Genomic DNA, 21,670 nt, shown 5'->3' with positions numbered 1-21,670 from the left:
CGCCCGCCGAGTAGCCCTCCGAGTCAGCCCGTGAGCTCCGCGTGATGTCGCACAGAAACTGATGGTGCGGCACGGCTCTGGCGTCAAGAATCACCGGATGCATGAGGTGAAGCTGTCCGACGGGATCATCACTCTGTCCCCCCTGCGCCTGGACGATGCGGAGGCGCACCTCGCGGGGGAGGACGAGCTACTCGTTCGCTGGCTCAACGGCGGTCCAGGCACGCGACAGGGCATCGAGGCGTACTTCCGGCACTGCCGGGAGCAGTGGGACACCGCCGGACCACTCCGCGCGTTCGGCATCCGGATGGGCCCCGACGAGGTGCTCGTGGGCACGATCGACCTGCGATTCGCAGGAGAAGGTCTGGCGCCTGGCCAGGTGAACGTCGCCTACGGCCTCTATCCGTCCTGGCGAGGACGTGGCCTGGCTACCCGCGCGGTCCTGTTGGCATCCCAGTACGCGGCGAGTGAGGGCGGGGCAGAGGCGGTAATCCAAGTGGAGCCGCAGAATCCCGCATCTGCCGCAGTCGCAAAGCGGGCAGGGTTCACCCCCGGCAAGCCGACACACAGCAGCGACGGCACACGCTTCGACTGGTACATCCGGGACCTGCACGCCGCCACCCGGTGACCACCAACAGTTACGGGACAGCCCTGAGCTGCTCAGCTCCGGCTAACCGGAGCGCGCCGCTCCTGGCAGCTCGCTTGAGGAGGCAAGAAAGTCAGTCGAACGCTGAGGGTGCAGAGCTGATCATCTCTGAGGAGATGGCCGGGCGATGCCCGTCCGGCCCGCCGGTATGGCGTGAGCTGTGGGCCGAAGGGAGCCGGGTTCGTGGATCCGGCCCTCCGGTCGGGCGGCCGCCGGCCTGGCTGTCGCTGCGTCTAATTCGACACCCTGCGGATCTAAGGTCCGAAACTGCCGTATCGGAGCGGCCTGCTCAGTGTCGGCCTGTGCCGATCCGTCACCATCGAGGCCGGTATTCGTGCCGCATGATGCCGCCCGCATGCCGATCCGGTCCGAAACCGCCGAGCCGACAACGAGCCGACATGGACTGTTGACAATCTTGTGGTTCGCTCGTAGGTGTCCCTGCCTGACCAGCATGGATTGAGTTTTTCGGTAAGCGCAGGGCTCGTCCTGGCGCTGCGGTTGCGGCAGGAAGGCATCGGCTGCGAGGGGTACGAGCAGAGCGAGAAGCTTCGGGAGTTGGGCGTCGGGCTGAACGCGCTGCCGTACGCGGTCAGGGAGCTGGACCGGCTTGGGCTGCTCGTACGACTCGATGACGTGGGCATCCGCACCCGCGAGCTGTTCTACGCCCACCGGCTGGGTCACCAGATCCTGCACCGGCCGTGCGGGACGGACGCAGGGCTCAGCTATCCGCAGATCGGCGTCCATCGGGGACGGCTGCAAAGCGTCCTGCTGCGGGCGGTGCGGGAAGGCTGGGACCGGACGCGGTCCGGATGGGGCACCGTCTCGTCGATTTCGAGCAGGACGCCAAGGAAGTGCGCGCCGAGTGCGTGGACCGGCGTGGGGATGCGCTCGCTCCGGCGCGCGGTAATGTCCCGTGGGCGCCGACGGGATCCATTCGACGGTGCGGTCCTTGATGTTCCCCGATGAGGGACCGCCCTGGTGGAACGGCGTGATGGTGTGGCGCGGGGCGGCCGAGTGGCCGGTGTTCGCGACCGGACGCTCGATGCTCCTCGTCGGGGGCACCGACGCGAAGCTGGTCGTCTATCCGATCTCGCGGGGCCGGGATCTGGGGACGCGGCTTACCAACTGGGCAGCCCGGGGATCCGGTGCCGCAGCGGCAGGACTGGTCGCGCGGCGCCGATCCGGGCGGCCTCAAGGAGCACATCGCGCGGTTCCGCACGCCGCTCCTGGACCACGCGGCGCTCGTCGAGGCGACCGAGGAGTGCTTCGAGTTCCCGATGTGCGACCGCGACCCGCTGCCGTACTGGACGCGGGGGCGGGGGCGGGTGACGCTGCTGGGCGACCGGCCCATCCGATGTATCCGATGGGGTCGAACCGCGCGGGCCAGGCCGTCCTGGACGCCGCGGGCCTCGGCGGGCAGCTCGTCGAGCAGACGCGGGTCGGGGTCGCGTTCTGGCCTACCAGCAGGACCGGCTGTTGCCGACGAGCCAGGTTGTGCCGCGCAACCGGACGGGCGAGCCGGAGAGCGTCATCGACGAGGTCGAGCGCCGCGCCCCGGACGGCTTCGACCGCCTTGAGGACGTGATCGATCCCGCGACCGTCGAGGCGATCGTCACCGGCTGCGCCCAGGTCTCGGGTTCCTCGCTGGATCAGGTCAACCGCCGCACCTGAGCTTCCGGGCGCGGGAACCGAAGGTGGTTCGGAATACCTGAGGTCAGGGATGTTCGGGTTCGGGCGTTCCCGGCATGGTTGGGGGTGTTCGTTCCGGACGGCGTGCACGGCGCGCCGGCCGGGCGGGCGGACTTTCGGGGGAGTCCGCCGCCGGGATCGGCGGCGGTCGGAGGCGGCCGGGTCGGGGAACCCGGGCGCCCGGCGTGGCGCGGCTCCCTCCCGCGGGCTAGGGGGCCACAGGTTGAGCGAGATCGCTTCCACCACACCGTTCGTCGTGTTCGGGCCGATGGTCCGGAGAGTCGATCGGACGAGCGTGACCGTCGTCGTCGGGGTGCGGGAGCACTGCCAGGCCACGCTGCGGGTGTTCCCGCTGGGGCCGGCGCCCGGGTACGCGCGGGGCGCGCCGGAGGTGTCGGCGGCGGCGCCGACCGTCCGGCTGGGGGAGTCGCTGCACGTCGTGGCGGTGACCGTGCGCGGGACGTTCGGCGCCGGGGCGCTGTTCGGCTACGACCTCGACTTCGGCGGTCAGCGGACGTCGCTGTTCGCGGCGGGCGTCGTCCACGCCGATCCGGCGGAGGCCAAGGCGGCGCTGGCCTATCCGGACGGTCCCGGGTGGCCGAGCTTCCCGACGCCGCCGGACGATCCGAGCAAGCTGCGGATCTTCCACGGGTCGTGCCGCCGGCCGCACGCGGAGGGCAAGGACCTGCTGCCCGCGCTCGACCACATCGTCCGGGTGAGCGCCGGAGATCCGCTGCTGCGCCCGCACCAGATGATCATGACCGGGGACCAGATCTACGCCGACAACGTGTCGGACCCGCTGCTGGTCATGATCCAGCAGGCGAGCGCCGGGCTCGGGATGGCGGCCGAGACGCTCCCCGCGGAGGGCGATCCGGCCGACACGGCGCTGCGTCCCGGCCTGCGGCAGGACGTGCTGCTCAAGCAGGCGCACTTCACGTCCGGGCACTGCGACAGCCACCTGATGTCGTTCCGCGAGTACGTCGGGATGTACCTGATGGTGTGGTCGGACGTGCTGTGGACCGGGCCGGTCCCCAGGTTCGAGGACGTCTTCCCCGAGGACACCGCGATCCTGAAGGACCCGGCGCGGCGCAAGCCCGGCGAGGACGTGTACCGGTTGATCGTCCAGGGACTGCCGTACCGGCCGTTCAAGCACCAGAAGGCGATCGCGGAGCGGTTCGAGCGCTGGCGCGAGGAGGCGCCGGTGCTGGAGGAGTTCCGGGAGGGGCTGTCGCTGGTGCGGCGGGCGCTGGCGAACGTCCCGACGTACATGGTCTTCGATGACCACGACGTCTCCGACGACTGGAACATGAGCACCGAGTGGATCACCAAGGCCGTCATCGCGGACGGGCTCGGGCGGCGGGTCGTGCGCAACGCACTCGCCGCGTACGCGGTGTTCCAGCACTGGGGCAACACGCCAGAGCGGTTCGCGGACGGCACGCCGGGCCGCGCGGTGCTCGGGGCCTTGGAGCGCTGGCTCGCCGCGCCGGGCGCGGCAGACGACGCGGCGCTGCGCACCGGGCTCGGGCTGCCGCTGGAGCTGAAGTACGGCGTCCAGGTGAAGCCGCCTGCGCCGGACATGCTGACCTACCACTACACGATCACCTGGCCGCGCTACCAGCTCGTCGTCCTCGACACCCGGACGTGGCGCCGCTACGTCGGCAACCGGGGCGTGCTGCTGCTGGACGACGGACCGATCGACGCGATGGTGGCCGCCGAGCCGCCGCTCGGGGACGACGCGGTGACGATCGTCGCGCAGCCGACCGCGTTCCTCGGCGTTCCGGTCGTGGAGCAGATCGTCCAGCCCCTCGCCAAGGCGTGGGGCGGCCGGTACGAGGCGGACGCGGAGGACGCCTGGTTCCACGACGACGCGTCGCTGCACAAGATGATCGGGCGGCTGTGCGCGGCGGCGCAGAAGGACGCCGACGGGGTGCGGCGGCGCCGGCTCGTCCTGCTCGGCGGGGACATCCACTACGGCTTCGCGGAGCGGTCGCGGTACTCGGCGGTGCTGCCGTACGCGTGCGGACCCGACCGGTCCAAGCCGTACGAGGGCGAGAACCGGACGGAGGCGGTGCTCGCCACGTTCGTCGCCAGCGCGCTGCGCAATGAGGCCCGCCTGACGAGGCTGCTGCACAAGACGGGCTACGGGGTCGGCGACACCGTCCCGCACCTGCACTATGTCGGCTGGTCCGGGGAGGACCGCGGCGGGGCGCGGCGCCAGGTGGGCGTCGAGGTGCCGCTGACCGGCGGCGACCCGGTCGGCTGGTCCGTGCAGGGCAAGCCGTCCGTCGGTGAGCTGAGCGAGGGGCGGATGCTCACCGTCCAGCCCGAGTGGCGGCTGGCGACGCGGTTCGTCCGGCATGACGAGGCCGACCCGAAGCGGAGCGCCACCGGAGCGGTGCCGGTGGGCGACCCGACCGGGAAGTCCGGGCCCGAGGCGCTCGCCGAGTACCTGGCGGCGTCCCGCGACTTCGACGGCTACACCGGCGACTGGGGCGCCGGCAAGGAGATCGTCGGTCACTGCAACCTCGGGGAGCTGTCGTTCTCCTGGGGGCAGGGCGAGGACAAGAAGGCCACGCAGACGCTGTGGTGGCATCTCGGCGACCGGCCGGAACCGGGCCCGCTGACGACGTACGAGGTGAGCCTCGACCTCGGCCCGTCCCTCACCGAGGACATCCCGTACGGGTTCGTCCTGCGGGAGTTCGACCACGACGCGATCGCGTCCGGGCCCGCCGTCTACGACGGGCTGCGGCGCCCCGCCGTCCTGATCGCGGGCAAGGTCGTGGAGCAGCTCCAGAAGGACCTGCTCGAACTCGGTTTCCTCGCCCCGCCGGCGGTCTACGGGACGTACGACACCGAGACCGTCCGGGCGGTGCGGGAGTTCCAGACGTACGCGCGGCGCTCCCGCGCGGCCCGCGAGGACGGTGACGCCGCCCGCTACTCCGACCGCCTGCACCCGGTGGACGTCCCGGACGCCGACCGGTACGTCGGCCCGGTCAGCGGCGTCGCCGACCTGCCGACCCAGCTCACGATCGCGAAGTGGAAGCGGAACCGCTGGCGGTGCCCGGTGGTGGTCGAGGGCTGGCGGATGTCCGGGACGGCGCTCGCCGAGCTGGTCGACCCGAACGTGTGGGGCGCCGGGCAGGTGTCCGCGTCCACGCGGCTGTTCGCCCGCGACATCGCCGGTCCGGTCGTCGGCCCGGCGCCGCCGGGCCACCCCGAGCTGACGCCGCTCGGTTCGATCGCCACCGACCCCTCGTATCCGGACGGGCCCGGCCCGGTGCTGCCGGGCCGCTCGGAGCTGCTGCCCGAGCATCTGCTGCCGCGGCTCCCGGACACCTCGTCCGGGCCGACGCTCGCGCAGCTCGTGGCCCGCCGCGCGGACGAGCACGTCGCGAAGCAGCTCTCGACGTTCAAGGTGCTCCGCGCGGTCGCCGAGGCGACGGCCGGGGCCTGGTTCGACGCCGTCACCGCCGCCGACGCCGCGCTGCTGCGCCTCGGGCCGTTCGGCTGGGCCGCCGACGGGCCGTTCCCGCCGGTCACGGCCGTCCGGCAGAACCGCGAGTGGTCCGGCGAGCTGTGGGCCTACATCGCGTTCCTGCGCGCCACCGACCGGGACGCGTTCGACGCGCTGACCGGCGGCGCCGGGCTCGTCCCGCTGCCGGGCTGGGGCGCCGACGGCGCCGGCCTGCTCGACACCGGGCTGCGGACACCGCGGTCGCGTCCCACGCTCACCGCCGAGAACGGCAAGCCGGGCGCGCCGCTCGCCCACGAGTTCTCGCTCGGGATCTTCCGCGCCTGGCACTGGATGTACCGCTTCGTCGCCGCCACCCGGACGGACGCCGCCGTTCGCCGGAGCTTCTGGAAACCGGCCCGGCAGCGGCTGCACGACCTGCTCGGCGCGCCCTGGGACGGCCCTGCGGCGCCCGCGACCGTGGGGTCCGTGCCCGGCGCGGACGGTAACCCGCGTCCCGCCCGGGTCGGGGACCTGTTCACCTCCGAGCGCGCGGCGGGGATGCTCGCCTGCCTGCACCTGCTCGAACCCGGGTTCGTGCTGTCCGCCGCCCAGCCCGGCGCGGCCGAGCCGCCCGAGAGCCGCTTCGCCGGACGCGCCGCGACGCCCCTGCACGAGGTCCTCACCGCCGCGAAGGCGCTCGGCCCGGACTTCTCCGGCGCCCCGAACACCTGGACCGGCGATCACGAGACCGCACTCATCACCGCGCTGGCCCGCGCCACCGCGACCCGCGCCGGGGTCGGCGCGCCGGTCGAGGCCGTCCGGAACTGGCCCACGTGGCCGACCGGTACGCCCTACACGCTCCCGATCGAGGCCCTGCCCCCCGCCGACCGCAACCTCTCCGGCGGCCGGAACTCCCTGCGCCCGGACACCGACGACCTCCCAAGGAGGCAACCGTGACCGACCCGACGCACACCCCAGGCCCGGCAGACGCTGAGGCGGCGGATGTGGAGAGGAGCGTCCTGGCGCAGATCTTCGCCGAGTTCGCGCTGTTCGTGGAGCCGGCGCGGGCGGCGGCCGATCCGTGGCGGCGGAACCAGTTGCTGCGGGCGCTGGGGTGGGACCTCGGGCCGCTGATCGGGTACGACTCGCAGGCGTTCCAGGAGTGGGCGGACGGCATCGGCAAGGCCGTCACGGACGCGGCCGAGGCCGCCGCCGACCTGCCGCGCGACTCGCTCAAGGGCTACAAGGCGGCGTTCGAGAAGCTGGGCGCGGCCGCGGGGCCGGTGAAGGCGCTGCCGCCGCGGGTCGGCGGCGAGGTCCCGGACGAGCTGTACGAGACCATGCTCGGCGACCTGCTCGACTACCTGCCGACCGCCTACCTCGCGCGGCGCGCCCGGTGGACGCTGCCGGCCGCCGTCATGCTCGGCGTGGCGACGCTCGCGGCGGACCAGGAGAACCCCAGCCCGCCGATGCCGCCCGGCGACAACCCGATCCGGCTGCCGCGGCGCCGCGCCGGCTTCGACCTCGGCCGGCTCATCGACCTGCTGTCGGATCCCGGGGCGTACTTCCGCGCCCTGTACGTGCCGGAGGGGATGGACACGCCGGAGGCGATCGACGCCGCGGCGGCGCGCATCTTCCCGAAGGCGGCGGCGCTGCTGCGCGGGCTCGGGCTTGACGCCGCCTACGGCGTCAAGCCCGGGGTGGGGCCCGACCTCGGGGCGGACGGGGAGCGGCTCGCCGGGCACCTGCTGTCGGTGCGCGCACGCGTCCCGGACGGGGCGGGCGACGAGGTGGAGCTCGGCGCGACCTTCGGGCTGGGGCTCATCGAGGGACGCCCGGCGCTGATCGTCGTCCCGCGGATCGCGGCGCACGTCGTCGGAAGGGCCGGGGGCTGGAACGTCAGCGGCGACATGGACGTGTCCGCGGAGGCGTTCGCGTTCGGGCCGGGCGGGGTGACGGTGGCGGGCGCAGACCCGGCGGTGCGGGTGGCGGCCGAGGTGGCGCGGATCTCCGCGCCGGACGAGCCCGCGTGGGTCGTGGGCGCGCCCGACGGGGTGCACCTGGCGGTCGGCGAACTGGTGCTCGCGCTCCGCGCCGCGCTCGGCACCGGACGCGACGACATCGAGATCGGTGTCCGGGCCGGGCGGGCGGAGGTCGTCATCGCGGGCGGTGACGGCGACGGGTTCGTCAAGCGGGTCCTGCCGCACGAGAAGGTGTCGGTGCCGTTCGAGCTGGGCGTGGCGTGGTCGCATCGGGCCGGGCTGCACCTGACGGGCGCCGCCGGGCTGATCGCGGAGTTCCCGGTGCACGCGACGGTGCTCGGCATCAGCCCGGAGACGGTGCGGATCGGGGTTGAGGCGTCGCTGGCGGACGAGGCGGTCACCGCCTGGGCGACCACGACGCTGTCGGTGCGGGTGGGCGGCCTGACCGCGGTGATCGAGGACGTCGGTCTCGCCGCCGACCTCACGTTCCCGGACGAGGGCGGCAACCTCGGCAAGGCGAACCTCGCGCCGCGGTTCAAGCCGCCGTCCGGGCTGGGGCTGCACCTCGTGCTCGGTGTGGTGGACGGTGGCGGCTACCTGTCGATCGACGAGCCGCGCGGCATGTACTCCGGGGCGTTCCAGTTCGGGATGGCGAGCAGTATCGCGCCCGGGTCGAGCGGGTTCCGGCTCCAAGCCGTCGCCGTCCTCAACACGAAGACGGCGGACGGGAGGCCGTTCACCGAGCGGGACGGCAGCGAGAGCTACTCGCTGCTGGTGTCCGGGTCGTTCCAGTGGCGTCCGGGGCTGGTGCTGCCGGCCGGGATCACGTTGACCGGGCTCGGGGCGATCGTCGGCCTGAACCGGCGCGCGAACCTGGAGGAGCTGCGCAACGCGACCCGGTCCCGGAGCCTGGACGCGGTGCTGTTCCCGGCGGACCCGGTCGGCAACGCGCCCAACGTGATCGCGACGCTCGGGCGGATGTTCCCGCCCGACCCGACCGGCACGCTCGTCGGGATCATGGCGCGGCTGGAGTGGCTGGCCGGGACCGTCCGCGCCGACCTCGGCATCATGATCGAGTTTCCGGAGCCGATCCGGCTGGTCGTGCTCGGCCGGCTGGTGATCAACTTCCAGGAGGCCGGGAGGTTCCAGCTCGACGTGGTCGGGACGCTCGACCCGGGCGCGGGCGAGGTGTCGCTCGACGGCAGCCTCGTCGACTCCAAGCTGTTCGGGCGTCCGGTCAGCGGCGACATGGCGCTGCGGCTGCGCTGGAAGGGCGAGAAGAACTTCGCGGTCTCCATCGGCGGCTTCCACCCGGCGTTCCCGAAGCCGACCGGCTTCCCCGACCTGAAGCGCTTCTCCATCAACCTCAACAAGAGCGGCGACCTGTTCCGCGTCGAGGCGTACCTCGCCGTGACGAGCAACAGCGTCCAGTTCGGCGGCGCGCTCTACCTGCACTTCGCGTTCTGGGAACTGGTCGTGGACGGCCGCGCCTGGCTGGACGCGCTGATCCAGTTCAAGCCGTTCTGGCTGACCGCGGAGCTCGGCGCGACCGTGTCGGTGAAGTGGGGCGACAAGACCCTGCTCGCCCTCACGCTGCTCATCGGCATCAGCGGCCCCGGCCCATGGCGGGCGCACGGCGAGGTGACCGTCCACCTCCTGTTCTGGGACATCAGCAAGCGGTTCGACAAGGTGCTCGGCGACCCGACCGAGGAGAACCGGCCGACGTTCGTCAACGCCGCCGACCTGCTGCTCGACGCCCTCAAGCAGCCGGGGACCTGGGACGTCGCCACCCCCGGCGGCGGCGGGGAGATGGCCGCCCTGAGCACTCCGGAGCTGCCCGCGGGGCAGGTCCTCATGCACCCGGGCGCGACCCTCGGCGTCCGGCAGAACCTGCTGCCGCTCGGCGTGGACCTGGACCGCCTCGGCACCAGCCGCGTCCAGGGGCCCCGCCGCTTCGACATCACCTCGTTCACGGTCGGCGGGGAGGCCGGGGGGCTCGGCGACACGATCGACGACTACTACGCGCCGGGCCAGTTCTTCGACCTGACGCAAGCGGAGATGGTCGAGCGTCCGCAGTCCGAGCGCCGCGCGGCGGGACGGCGGCTCGTCGCGCCCGCCGGGACGGACGTGCCCGACGCCGCGCTGACCGTCTTCACGACCGCGGGCGACGACGGGTCCTACGACCGGATCATCATCGACGACCCCGACACCGCGGCCCGTCCCATGGGGGACGCCGTGCCCGCCCACCACGCCGCCCGCGATGGCGCGGGCCGCGACGGCGACGGCAGGGCCTTCGGCGACGGCCTGCTCGCGGTGTTCGCCGGGAACGGGCCCGCCGCGAACGCGAGGACCCGCACCAGCGGCCCGGCCCGTTTCGCCGCGCCGCCCCTCGCCGCGCGCATCGACCATCCAGAGCGCCCAGACCACTCGACCGACCACTCGGAGGTGTCCTGACATGGCCGCCGGACTGCGTTTCCTGCCCTGGGTCCGGGACGGCCTGGCCCGCGCCGTCACCGGCGCCGACCCGCTGAGCGGCGCCCTGCCGAAGCTGCGCGGCGAGATCCCGTTGCACGTCGGCTTCACCGCCGACGACGGGAGGGTGATCCCGGCGGACACGACCGCGGCGATCCACGGGCCCGGCGACGTCACCGGCCTGGACGACCGGCAGGTCATCCGGAGCTTTCCGGCGCCCGGCACCGACGGCGCCGAGGACACCCTGTTCGCCGCGGTCGAGTTCGACCGCCCGGACCTGCCGTGGGCGTTCACCCCGGCCGAGGCCGACGCGCAGGGCCGGCTCCGCCCCTGGTTGGTGCTCGTCGCCGTCCCGGCGGAGGACGGCGAGATCGCCGAGCCCGCCGGGGCGCTGCCGACACTGACCTGCGCGGTCCGCGAGCTGCCGCCGCTGGCCGAGTCGTGGGCGTGGGCGCACGCGCAGGTCCTGCTCACCGGGGAGGACGGCGACGTCGCGGACGTCCTGCGCGACCATCCCGACCGCACGCTGTCGCGGCTGGTCTGCCCGCGCAGGCTCCAGGCCGGGACCCGCTACCACGCGGCCGTCGTCCCCGCCTTCGAGGCCGGACGGCTCGCGGGCAGCGGCGGGCGGCCCGCCCAGACCGGGACGCTGGTCCCCGCGTGGGGGCCGGGCTCCCCGAAACCGTCCCCGCAGGACGTCGTCGTGCTGCCCGCCTACCACCACTGGTCGTTCACCACGGGACCGGAGGGCGACTTCGAGTCCCTGGTCCGGCGGCTGCGCGCGCGCCCGCTGCCCCCGGAGGTCGGCAAGCGGCCGGTGGACATCTCCGCGCCGGGCGGCGGGCTGCCCGCCACCGAGCCCGCGGGCCGGGTGGGCACGTCCGTGCTCGGCTTCGAGGGCGCGCTGTCGTCGCCGGTGATGGAGCCGACCGTATGGGAAGAGGGCGTCCGCGCGTCCTGGCGGGAGGTGATCGAGGAGCTGCTCCAGGACACCGACGAGTGGCTCACCCCGCCCCTGTACGGGGCCGTCCACACGGCGGAGGTGGACCTCCCCGCGGGCGAGCCGAAGTGGTTGCGGGAACTGAACCTCGACCCGCGCTACCGGGCCGCGGCCGCGCTCGGGACCGAGATCATCCAGCGGCACCAGGAGGACCTGGCGGCGGCCGCGTGGGCGGCGGCGGCCGCCGTCCGGGACATGAACGAGGTGCTCCTGCGAGGGCAGGCGGCGCGTGACGTGTCCGCCGCCCTCCACGGCAAGCGGCTCGACCCGGAGCAGCCCGGCGGGGCCCTCACCGACGCGCAGCTGCTCGCCGTCACCGGCCCCGTCCTCGGGGAGATCGAGGCGCCGGACGCGACCGCCGCCCGGAGGGGCGCGGGCATCGGCCGGAAGGGGCCGGACGGCCCGAAGGGCGACGGTCCCGTGGGCGGCGACGTGGAGGGCGGGCCGAGCGTCGGCGACGAGCTGGCCGGGAACGCCGGGCTGCGGGCGGCCACGTCCGTGCCGATGCGGCGGCTGCTGCGCCCCCGGGGCCCGCTGGCGTCGCGCGCGGGCACCGTGCCGGCCCCGGTGGAGCGGCTCGCGACGGGCGACACCGCCGTCCCTCCGGCGGACGTCCCGGCCGGGGGAACGCCGTTCACGAAGGTCGCGGGCCGGTTGCTGGGCTCGGTGGACGAGGCGTCCATCCGCGCCGCGATGGCCGACCCCTGGTGGAACACCACCCGGGCCGGCGTGGCCGCCGGGAGCATCCCCGGGGAACTACCGGCCGCGAGCCCCGCCGCCGTGTCGGACGACACGCCGCGGACGCTCGCGTCCGAAGGCGGGGACATGGTGCAAGGGGGGTTCTTCGTCGCGGCGAACGACGGCCACCTGTTCCAGCGGCGCTTCGTCGAGGACCGCTGGCTATGGCTCGACCACGGGACGCCGCCGAGCGGACAGCCCGTCCGGTCGGCCGGGGCCGCGATCCGGACCGGCGGGGCGCCGCAGGTGCTGGTCCGCACCGCCGACGGGAACCTGTGGGAGCGGTACCGGGACGCGCCGAGCGCCGGCTTCGTCTGGGCCGACCGCGGCGCCCCTCCGGGCGGGGCGAGGACCGACCCCCACGCGGGCGGCACCTCCGTCTACGTCCTGGGAGGCGACAACGGCCTGTACGCCCTGGACTGGGACTACCAGGCCCGCACCTGGACGTGGCGGGCCCTCGGCCGCCCCACCTTCGCCAGCTCGAAGGAGGTGCTGATCGGCCCGATCTCGTCCCGCAGCCGTGACTTCGTCTACGTCACGACCAACCTCGGCGGGCTGCACGCGTGCTCCCGGCAGGGGCTCACCACCCGGGAGTGGATCAACCTGAACGTCGGTGAGAACCCCACACCGCTGGTGAACGGCAACCTCGCGGCCCCCTGGCCGGACTACGAGCACCTCACGGGGATGGCGTACGCGTCCCGGGACGGGAACCTCATCCTCACCCGCGGCGACCTCCGGCCGGCCTCCAACTACTGGGAGCCGTACAACGGGACGTCGGTGGTGTCGGTGGCGCGGGAGGCCGGAGTGGACTTCTACGGCCGTCCCACCATCAGCATGCTGGTCGTCCCCGACGCGAACCCGAACGACGTCGTGATGTGCCGCCTGGAGCATGCCGGCGGCGACACGTGGAACTGGAGCAACGCGCGCCTGCGTCCGCCGGGCGGCCTCTCGCTCCGGCAGCCGGGCCCCGTCGTCCTGCGGGAGGGCCGGGACAGCGAGCTGTTCGCCGTCACCGCGGACGGGCGGCTCGCGTCCGTCGACCACAACGGCCAGTGGACCGACCACGGCTTCCCGCGGGATGTCCGCGGCGCCGGGGGGCCGGGCGACGTCCCGGTGCCCGACAAGCGGTGGGCGTCCCGGGTCGGGCTGTTCTCGTCCCTGATCGTCGCCGACTTCGCCAAGGAGGGCGGCGCCGGGCGCGTCCGGCACCGGGTCGCGCACGGCTTCGACGCCGACGGGCGGATCGGCGGGTTCTCCGGCGCCCGCACCGGCCCGGACCTCGGCGGTATCGACGTGGAGGTGATGGCCGTGACGGCCGGCCGGATCACGCCGTCCGGCCCGCAGGTCATGGTGGTCCTCGGCGACGAGCTCGGCGAGATCACCTACCAGCTCGGGCTCGACCTCGACACCGAGGGCGTGCCCGCCCGGTGGAGCGCGCCGCGCCGGGCGCACGACCCGCTCGGCGCGCCCGCGGAGGGCGCCGACATCGCGCTCGCCGACATCGACGGCGACGGCCGCGCGGAGCTGGTCTTCGTCTACACGGCGAACGGCCGGGTCCGCTACAGGATCGGCTGGCGGCTGTCCGACGACGGCGTCGTGACCGGCGGCTGGAGCGACACGGTGACGCTGCCCTACTCCTTCACGTCCTTCGGCGACGTGGCCGTGGACGTCGCCGACGTCTCCCAGGACCTGCGGCCCGACCTGGTCGTGTTCCTCAGCGGCACCGACGCCGCGGGCAGGCCGTTCGCCGGGTACGGGATCGGCCGGACGCTCAACCGGCGCGGCGTCGTCCTCGGCGGCTGGAGCGGCCTCGTGCCCGTCCCGCAGGACCGGGAGGCGGGCTGGGGGCACGGCGCCGGGATCGTCGTCGCCGACTTCAGCGGCACGCGCCGCCCCGACCTGCTCGTCTACCGGGTCGGCAGCGCGTCCGGCGGCAACGACGCCGCCTACCGCATCGGGTTCGACCTCGGCGCGGACGGCGCCGCCACCGGCTGGACGGAGGCGCGGAACGTGGAGCGGCTGCCCGGCGCGTCCGTCCGCGGCGGCGGCGTCGCGCTGGCCGACCTGCGGCCCAGCCTGGTCGCCGACCGCGCCGCGATGGGCGACGACTTCATGAAGGCGGCGCTGAAGCACCAGCAGTACCTCGCCCCGGCGCAGGCGCTCGCCCGCGACGATCGCGGCGCCGAGATCGAGGTGGACGCGACGGCGGCGGCCGTCCGGGAGCAGCTCCGGCCGGAGGCGACGGTGCCCCGCAAGGTCCTCGACGGGCTGCGGCTCGGCGACGGGCCGCTCGCCGAGGCGATCCCCGACACCGGCGACCCGCTGCGGCGGCTGCTCGCGGGCGTCCGGTTCACCGTGCCCGCGTACGAACTGCTGCGCGGGCTCTCGCAGGAGAACGTCGTCCCGGGTCTGCCGGAGGTGGCGCCCGAGACGCTGACCGCGCTCGCCGCGAACCCGCGGTTCATCGAGGCGTTCCTCGTCGGGCTGAACCACGAGATGAGCCGGGAGATGCTGTGGCGCGGCTTCCCCGCCGACCCCCGCAACACCTGGTTCCCGCAGTTCTGGGACGTGCGGAACGCCGTCTCGGCCGGAGCGCCGCTGACCGACATCCCGCCGTTCACCGAGCCCGCCTGGCGGACCGGGCCGCTCGGCACCCACCTCACCGCCGTCGGCGCGCCCGGCGAGCGGTCGCTGATCCTCGTGATCCGCGGTGAGGCGATGCGCCGCTACCCGTCCACGGTCGTCACGATGCGGGCCGCGACGTGGAAGGAGGGCCGCCGCGACTGCACCGGGCCCGACGTCCTGCCCACCTTCCACGCCTGGCTGAACCCCGACCTGCTGCTGTTCGGCTTCCCGCTGACGGCGGAGGAGGCCCGGGGCGACGCCGACCCGGCGAAGAAACGGCCGGGACACTTCTTCGTCCTGCGCGAGCAGCCCACGGCGACCCGGTTCGGCGTGGACGACCCGCCCGAAGACTGGGTGCCGGGCACTCCCTGGGCGGGTGCCCACTGGGACGACCTGCACTGGGGCCACCTCCCGGCGGACGCCCTGTTCCTGTCGCCCCACGCGCCGGGTTTCGGCGGCGAGCCACTCGACGGCGCCGTCTTCGGCCGCAACGCCGCCGACATGGCCCGCGTCGCGCTGCAACGCCCCGCGCTCGTCGCCCGGCACGCGAGCGACCTGCTGCCTCCCGACCCGTCCCCGGCCGCCCTCGCCGAGCCGGGCGTCCTCGCCGGGCCGGCGTCCGGCGCCCTCATCGTCCCCGCGGCCACTGGAGCGATCGGAGCCCGCTCATGAATCTCGCACTGTCCGGCCAGGTGCCCGCCACGGGCTGGTCGCTGTCGGCCCGGTACCCGGTGGCGCTGCTGCCCGTCCGCCTGGAGACGAGGTTCGACGGCTCCCGGCTGCTCATCCGGATCTACCCGGACCAGATCCACGTCGACTCGCACGAGGCGAAGCTGACCCCTACCGAGCGGGACGCCGGCCGCCGCTACTGGACGCGGAAGAACGAGCCCGAAGCCGCTTGGGAGGAACTCGTCCTCTATCACGGCGCACCCCGCGCGACCTGGATCGCGCGGGTCATGCAGCCGGACGACACCGGCAAGTTCCCCGGACCGCTCGAACGCACCGACACCTGGGAGGAGGCGCCCCACGCGCGCGCGATGCCCACCCGGTGGCGGCTCGCCGCCCGCACGGCCAGCGGACGCGTCATCGCGGCGGACTTCGCCAAGGAGGTCCGTCCGGACCTCGCGGTCGGCCCGTCCCCCCGCGCGCCGCAGGGTCTCGCCGGGCTCACCGACGAGGACGCCGCGGTCGACGAAGGCATGCGGTGGCTCGTCGACTTCCCCGCCGCGGTGGACGCCGGGATGGCGGTCGCCGTGGACGGCGTCACCGAGGAGATCGAGCTGCTCGTCGTCTACGGCGTGGACGAGGGGGCCGCGCCGGAGACGGCCGCCGCGAGGCTGGCGGAGCTGCTGGAGGCGCAGGCCGCGACGGTCGGGCTCGGCTTCGTCCCGCCCGGCACGCCGACCAACAACACCGAGACCGTGTCCAGCGGGTACGCGCCCAGGTCCCGCGAGACGGCGGCGGACGCGCGCGTCACCGGCGCGCCCGCGACGGCCGTCGGCCCGGACAGCGCGGCGGCGCTGCTCGCGGAGGCGCTGGCGCTCCCGCTCGTCTCCCGGACCGGCGACCTGCTGGAGCGGACGCGGCGGGCGCCCGCCCCGTCCGGCGCGGCCACCGCCCTCGGCCGGGCCCCGGACGGCGGCGACGACCTGCGCCGGACCGGCGCCGCGGTGCGGCGGCTGCTGTTCCCCGCCTCCCTGGACTACCTCGTCCGCCACCTCATGGACGGCCACGAGACGAGCCGGGACTCGGACCTGCCCGCCATCCGGTCGCACTTCGTCGCGCACGTCCACCCGGACGGGCCGCTGCCGACGCTGCGCGTCGGCCGCCAGGTCTACGGCGTGCTGCCGGTCGCGGCGATGCGCCGCTGGGCCGCCGCCGGGCCCGGCGAGGCGAAGGCCGTGGACCTGCTGACCCGGCTGCTCGACCGGGTGTGGCTGACGTCGCCGGTGCCGCGGATCCGTCCCGGCCTGGACGACCCGGACGGCACCATGCTCGACATCCTCGCGACCGACGCGCTGCCCCGCGAGATGCGGGTCCGCGCGATGCTCGGCAACGAGTACGTCGCCTGGCTGTGGCGGTTCGCCCGCCTGGAGCTCGGCGGCGGCTGGCGGGAGCAGGTGGCCGGGCCGTCCCGGCGGCTGCTCGCCGACCTCGGCCTCGGGACCGCCGACGACCCGCCGCTGGCCCTGGCGGTGTTCGCCGACACGTCGATGCGGCTCGCCACGCCGATCGCGGGCACCGACGCGGCGGCGATCCGCGCCTACCTTCAGGAGCTGGCCGCGCCCGGCCTCCGCGCGGACGAGGCGCCCGCGCCGTCCGGTCCGGCGCCGCTCTTCCGGCGGCTGCTGCGCGCGGCGCTGCTGGCCGAGCACTCCAACGCCGCCGCCCTGATCGACGGCGTCGGGCAGGTCCCCGACCCCGAGCTGATCGACATCTTCCCGCGCGAGGTGACCTCCACGCTCGCGCGGCGCCTCAGGCAGCCCCTCCCGCTGCCCGGCGGCGGCACCGATCCCGCCCTGACGGTCGGCGGTTACCTCGCGGCCGCCGACCGTCCGGGCGACACACGGCACGCGACCGTGACCGAGGGCATCCGCGACTTCCGCGCGACCCTCACCAGGCTCGCGGGACCCGGTCTCACGCCGGGGCGGCTGGAACGCGAGGTCGCCGGGACGCTCGCGCTGACCGCGCACCGGCTGGACGCCTGGATCACCTCGTTCGCCACCCGGCGGCTGGAGGGGCTCGTCCGCGGGCGTGCCGCCGGGGAGAAGGCCGGGGTGCACATCGGCGGCTACGGCTGGGTCGCGAACCTGGTCCCGCCGGCCGGAACCGGGGACCAGGTCCCGCTGCCGGACGGCGTCCCCGCGGGGCCGCTCTACCCGGCACCGGACGAGGCCGGGCACGTGCACGCGCCGTCGCTCACCCAAGCCGTCACCGCGGCCGTGCTGCGCAGCGGCTGGCGCTCCCACGGCGGCGCGGGCGCCTCGGGCGACGGCGGCGCCGCGAACGCGGGCGGCAACCCGCTGGCGGTCGAGCTCACGTCGCGGCGGGTGCGGCTGGCGGAGCAGCTCATCGCGGGCGTCCGCGACGGGCAGCCGCTCGGCCTGCTGCTCGGCTACCGGTTCGAGCGCGGCCTGCACGAGCACCCGCGCGGCCCCTTCGACCAGCACCTGCCGGTGTTCCGGGACGCCGCGCCGATCCGCGCGCACAGCGTCACCCCCGACGCCACCGCCGTCCCGGCGATCGAGTCGACCGCGGTGACAGACGGCCTGGAACTGCACCGCCTCTACGGCGCCGGAGACCTGGACGCGGTTCTCGCGGGACTCCCCGTCCGCGACCGGACGGCCGTCGAGGACGTCCTCACCGACCTGGCGGACGCGATCGACGCGGTGGGCGACGCGCTGCTCGCCGAGGGCGTCCACCAGATCGCCCAGGGCAACGCCACCCGCGCCGCCGCCGCCCTCGACGCGTCCGCGCACGGCGGCTCCACCCCGCCGGAACTCCAGTTCTGCCGCACCGCCGACAGCGGCGCGGCCGTCACCCACCGGGTCCTGCTGCTGTTCAACTACGACGCCCGGTTCGAGAAGCTGCGCTGGGGCGCCCCGATCGCCGAGCAGGTGCGCGTGTTCGCCGCCGCCCCGGCCGACGGCGTCGCCACCGCGCTGCTGCCGCCGAACTGGCGGGTCAAGTGGCGCAACACATGGCGCTCGCCCGACGGCGCGCGCACCGTCGTCCAGCCACCGCTGAGCCTGGACTTCCTCCAGATCCCGGCCATCGACCACGTCGCCGCCCCGGTGCGGGGCGCGCGCCCGGACGCCGGCGCCGAACTGGAGCGGCGGATCGAGGCGGCCGCCTGGCCGCGCCGCGACGCCGCGAAGATCGGCGAGGACTGGGCGCTGGAACCGGGCTTCGAGCGGGACCCCACCTGGCCGGCCGACCAGGTGTCGCTCGCCGAGTTCCTGGAGGCCGCCTCGGCGGTGCGGCGGCTGCTCACCCAGTCCCGCCCCGTTGAGGCCGCCGACCTCGCCGGGCCCGGCGCCACCGCCGAGAGCACCTTCGACCAGGCGACCAGGAACCGCGCCGACTTCGCCCTCCAGATCGTCGGCACCAGCATCACCGGCCTCGCCGCCACGACCGAGACCGAGGTGCGCAAGGCCCTGGCGAGCGCCGCCGGGTTCGGGGTGCTCGGCACCGTCGCCCCGCCGCCGCGGACCGGAGCCGCGCAGCAGGTCATGGAGCAGGCCGCGTCCGCGCGGACGGAGCTCCTGCACCGCAGGCTGGCGCACTGCCGGATCGTCGCCGAGTACCGGGGCCGCGCGCTGAACTGCACGCTCGACGCCTGCACCTGCGTCCCCGCCGACTACGACCTGCCGTCGGGATCGCCCGCCCGGCGCCGCGAGTTCCAGACCGCACGGCTCCGGGCGCTGTTCGCCCAGGACCTCCCCGTCCTCCAGAGCACCGCGGCACCCGACCCGGCCGCGCTCGCCGCCACGCTCGCCCCCGGCAACGAGCTGGAGGGCGGAACGGCGCACGCCGTCCGCCGGTGGCTGGCCAAGTACGGACGGGTGCGGCCGAAGGTCGGGACGCTCCAGAAGGCGCTCGCCTACACCGAGGCGCTCACCGGGGCCGGGGCCGCGACGCTGCCCCCCACCGTCCGCGCCGTCCAGTTCCCCTCCAAGCCGGGCGACCGCTGGGCGGGGGAGAGCGCACCGGACGGCGACGTCGTCTCGATGGTCGTGGTCACCCTCGGCGACTTCGACCCCGCCAAGCCCGTCCACGGGCTCCTCGTGGACGAGTGGACCGAGGTCGTGCCCGCCGCCCGGCAGGAGACCGGCCTGACCTTCGAGTACGACGCGCCCGGCGCCACCGCGCCCCAGGCCGTCCTGCTTGCCGTGCCCGCCGACGGCGCGCCCGCCTGGCAGCCCGACGCCCTCGTGCAGACGCTCGAGGAGGCCTTCGACCTGGCCCGCGCCCGCGCCGCCGACATCGACTCGCTCGGCGCGGCCGGGCAGTTCCTGCCCGGCACCTACGTCCCGGTGAACCTGACCGAGCCGCAGACCTCCACCGACTTCGTTCCGGACGCGCCGCCACCCGACGGGACCGCTCCCGCCGCAACGCTCACCGCTCCGTCCGCCGCTCCGTCCACCCCCGGGGGGATCCGATGACCGTTCCCGACCTCCTCCCGGACGCCGAGAAGCCACCACACGTCCCGTCGATCACCACCTGGAGCCGACTGGAGCCGCGCACCCGCGCCGAGGACCTCAGCCCCGCGCTGGAGGCCCGCACCGCCGACCCGCTCTGGTTCCTCGCCCGGCAGTGGCAGCTCGGCGAGTTCCAGGGCGAGGACGCGGGCAGCCCCGTCCTCGCCAGGCTCGACGTCGAGTCCGCGCGCTTCACCGAGGTGCGGTACGGGCCCGCCGGCGGCCCGGCGGCGCCGATGCCAGCGGCGCGGCCGCTGGAGGCGGTCGTCGAGGCCGAGGACACCGGCGGCGCCCACGACCTGCGCTGGGCCGCCGAGATCGGGCAGGAGCTGCTCCGCCTCCTGTCCGAGCACGGCGCCGGGGCGGTGCGCGCGGCCGTCGTCGCCCGCTACCCGATCCCGGGGCCGCCCGCGGACGGCCCGTCCGCCGCCGACGAGACGACGGCCGGCTACCTGCGGATCATGGCGGGCCGGGCACCGCACGGCACGGACGTGCTCCGCGACTACGCCAAGGGCGCGTTCCCCGGCTCGGTCAACGTCCCGGCCGAGCTGACGGCCTCCGTCACCGCGGCCGTCACCGGCTGGCTGGACTGGCTCCAGGTGGGGGAGCGGCCCTCCGGCACCTCCGACCCGGGCCACCTGATGCGGCTGCCCGGCGTGCTGGCGCCCGCACCCGGCGGCGCCGCGCAGGACCCGCCGTGGCCGCCGGACGGATTCCTGCCGCTGGTCGACACCCCCGGCCCGGACGTCCGCACCTGGCAGCGGGAGCGGATGGAGTACGCCTTCGCGGTCGCCGCCACCGGCTCCGGCGGCGAGACCGTCCTGACCGCGCCCGAGTACGGCGGCGACCGGCTCGACTGGTACCACCTCGACCACGACCCCGACGCGTCGCTGCACGCGCCGTCCGACACCGAGCGGCGCACGCGGGTCGTCGTCCCCACTCGCGCCGCCTACCCCGGCATGCCCGCGACGCGGTTCTGGGAGATGGAGGACGCCGACGTCAACCTCGGCCGGATCGGCGCCGGCCCGACCGACCTGGCCCGGATGGTCCTGGTGGAGTACGCCACCGTCTACGGCAACGACCACTTCGTCATCCCCGTGGACGTGCCGAGCGGCTCGGTCACCCGGATCCGCTCGCTGGTCGTCACCGACAGCTTCGGCGTCCGCACGCTGGTGCCCGCGACGGGCCCCGGCGGCGGCACCAGCCAGGGCTGGGGGCTGTTCCGGCCCGCGTCGGCCCGCGGCGAATCGCCGTCGCCGCTGCTCGTCCTGCCGCCGACGACGTCCTCGACGCTGTCCTCGGCGCCCGTCGAGGAGGTGCGGTTCCTGCGCGACGAGACCGCCAACCTCGCCTGGGCCGTCGAGCGGACGGTCACCGGCGCCACCGGCGAGCCCATCGACCGGGACGGCCAGGTGCCGCGCGCCCGGGTGCCGGCCCGCGCCGACGTCCCCGGACTCCCCGAGCTGACCTACACCTTCGCCACGACCGTGCCGGAGAACTGGGTTCCGCTGGTCCCGACGCCGGAGGACGGCCGGCCGGACGGCGTCCGCCTCCGGCGCGTCCCGCTCCAGCAGCCCACCCGGGGCGGGGCCCCCGTGCCGATCATCGGCCACAGCCGCGTCCTCGACTGGACCCTCGCCCCCGACACCGGACGGGTGGTGAGGCTCGCCGTCCCCGAGGAGGAGGTCGGACGGGCCGGGCTCCGCGTCGTCCGCGAGTGGCGGCTCGCCCGCTGGACCGACGGCTCGGTGCACCTGTGGCTCGCCCGCGCCAAGCGCACCGGCGGCGGCACCGCCTCCAGCGGCCTGCGCTACGACGCCGTCGCGCCCCGCTGACCGTCCCCGGGCGAAGCCCTCCCACCACCGA

Annotated in this window: 8 protein-coding genes; all 8 read left to right on the top strand. The window is 75.0% G+C overall.

Features of this window, described 5'->3' with window-relative positions; translation table 11 throughout:
* Nucleotides 1–97: 97 nt before the first annotated feature.
* Nucleotides 98–625 carry a GNAT family N-acetyltransferase gene (locus tag BJY14_RS03870; protein WP_179842332.1) on the top strand — a complete coding sequence of 176 codons (528 nt, stop codon included), beginning with the start codon at nucleotides 98–100 and terminating at the stop codon, nucleotides 623–625.
* 450 nt (nucleotides 626–1,075) lie between these two features.
* Nucleotides 1,076–1,609, top strand: coding sequence for a Rossmann-fold NAD(P)-binding domain-containing protein (locus BJY14_RS44325; RefSeq protein WP_218905068.1), 534 nt, complete (start codon nucleotides 1,076–1,078; stop codon nucleotides 1,607–1,609).
* Between the two features lie 510 nt (nucleotides 1,610–2,119).
* A complete protein-coding gene (locus BJY14_RS44320) occupies nucleotides 2,120–2,314 on the top strand; it encodes a hypothetical protein (RefSeq protein ID WP_218905067.1) in 195 nt (64 codons plus the stop codon).
* A gap of 241 nt (nucleotides 2,315–2,555) precedes the next feature.
* Nucleotides 2,556–6,743, top strand: a complete 4,188-nt coding sequence (locus BJY14_RS03860; RefSeq protein ID WP_179842331.1) for a peptidoglycan-binding protein — start codon at nucleotides 2,556–2,558, stop codon at nucleotides 6,741–6,743.
* Nucleotides 6,740–10,222 carry a DUF6603 domain-containing protein gene (locus BJY14_RS03855; protein ID WP_179842330.1) on the top strand — a complete coding sequence of 1,161 codons (3,483 nt, stop codon included), beginning with the start codon at nucleotides 6,740–6,742 and terminating at the stop codon, nucleotides 10,220–10,222. Before BJY14_RS03860 ends, BJY14_RS03855 begins: the two co-directional genes overlap by 4 nt.
* A 1-nt stretch (nucleotide 10,223) precedes the next feature.
* Nucleotides 10,224–15,275 carry a VCBS repeat-containing protein gene (locus BJY14_RS03850; RefSeq protein ID WP_179842329.1) on the top strand — a complete coding sequence of 1,684 codons (5,052 nt, stop codon included), beginning with the start codon at nucleotides 10,224–10,226 and terminating at the stop codon, nucleotides 15,273–15,275.
* A complete protein-coding gene (locus tag BJY14_RS03845; RefSeq protein ID WP_179842328.1) occupies nucleotides 15,272–19,768 on the top strand; it encodes a hypothetical protein in 4,497 nt (1,498 codons plus the stop codon). Before BJY14_RS03850 ends, BJY14_RS03845 begins: the two co-directional genes overlap by 4 nt.
* The gene (locus BJY14_RS03840) at nucleotides 19,765–21,639 is read left to right on the top strand and encodes a hypothetical protein (protein ID WP_179842327.1); all 1,875 of its coding nucleotides are present in this window, start codon (nucleotides 19,765–19,767) and stop codon (nucleotides 21,637–21,639) included. Before BJY14_RS03845 ends, BJY14_RS03840 begins: the two co-directional genes overlap by 4 nt.
* Nucleotides 21,640–21,670: the final 31 nt, after the last annotated feature.

The sequence above is a fragment of the Actinomadura luteofluorescens genome, from assembly GCF_013409365.1.
GTDB lineage: Bacteria > Actinomycetota > Actinomycetes > Streptosporangiales > Streptosporangiaceae > Spirillospora > Spirillospora luteofluorescens.
The sequence above is the reverse complement of the archived record's forward strand: the minus strand, read 5'-3'. Positions and strand labels throughout refer to the sequence as shown.

Excerpts from the sequence above, each read along its gene's own strand:
- BJY14_RS03870 (WP_179842332.1), top strand. The coding sequence starts at position 98 with ATGCATGAGGTGAAGCTGTCCGACGGGATCATCACTCTGTCCCCCCTG.
- BJY14_RS03850 (WP_179842329.1), top strand. The coding sequence starts at position 10,224 with ATGGCCGCCGGACTGCGTTTCCTGCCCTGGGTCCGGGACGGCCTGGCC.
- BJY14_RS03845 (WP_179842328.1), top strand. The coding sequence starts at position 15,272 with ATGAATCTCGCACTGTCCGGCCAGGTGCCCGCCACGGGCTGGTCGCTG.
- BJY14_RS03840 (WP_179842327.1), top strand. The coding sequence starts at position 19,765 with ATGACCGTTCCCGACCTCCTCCCGGACGCCGAGAAGCCACCACACGTC.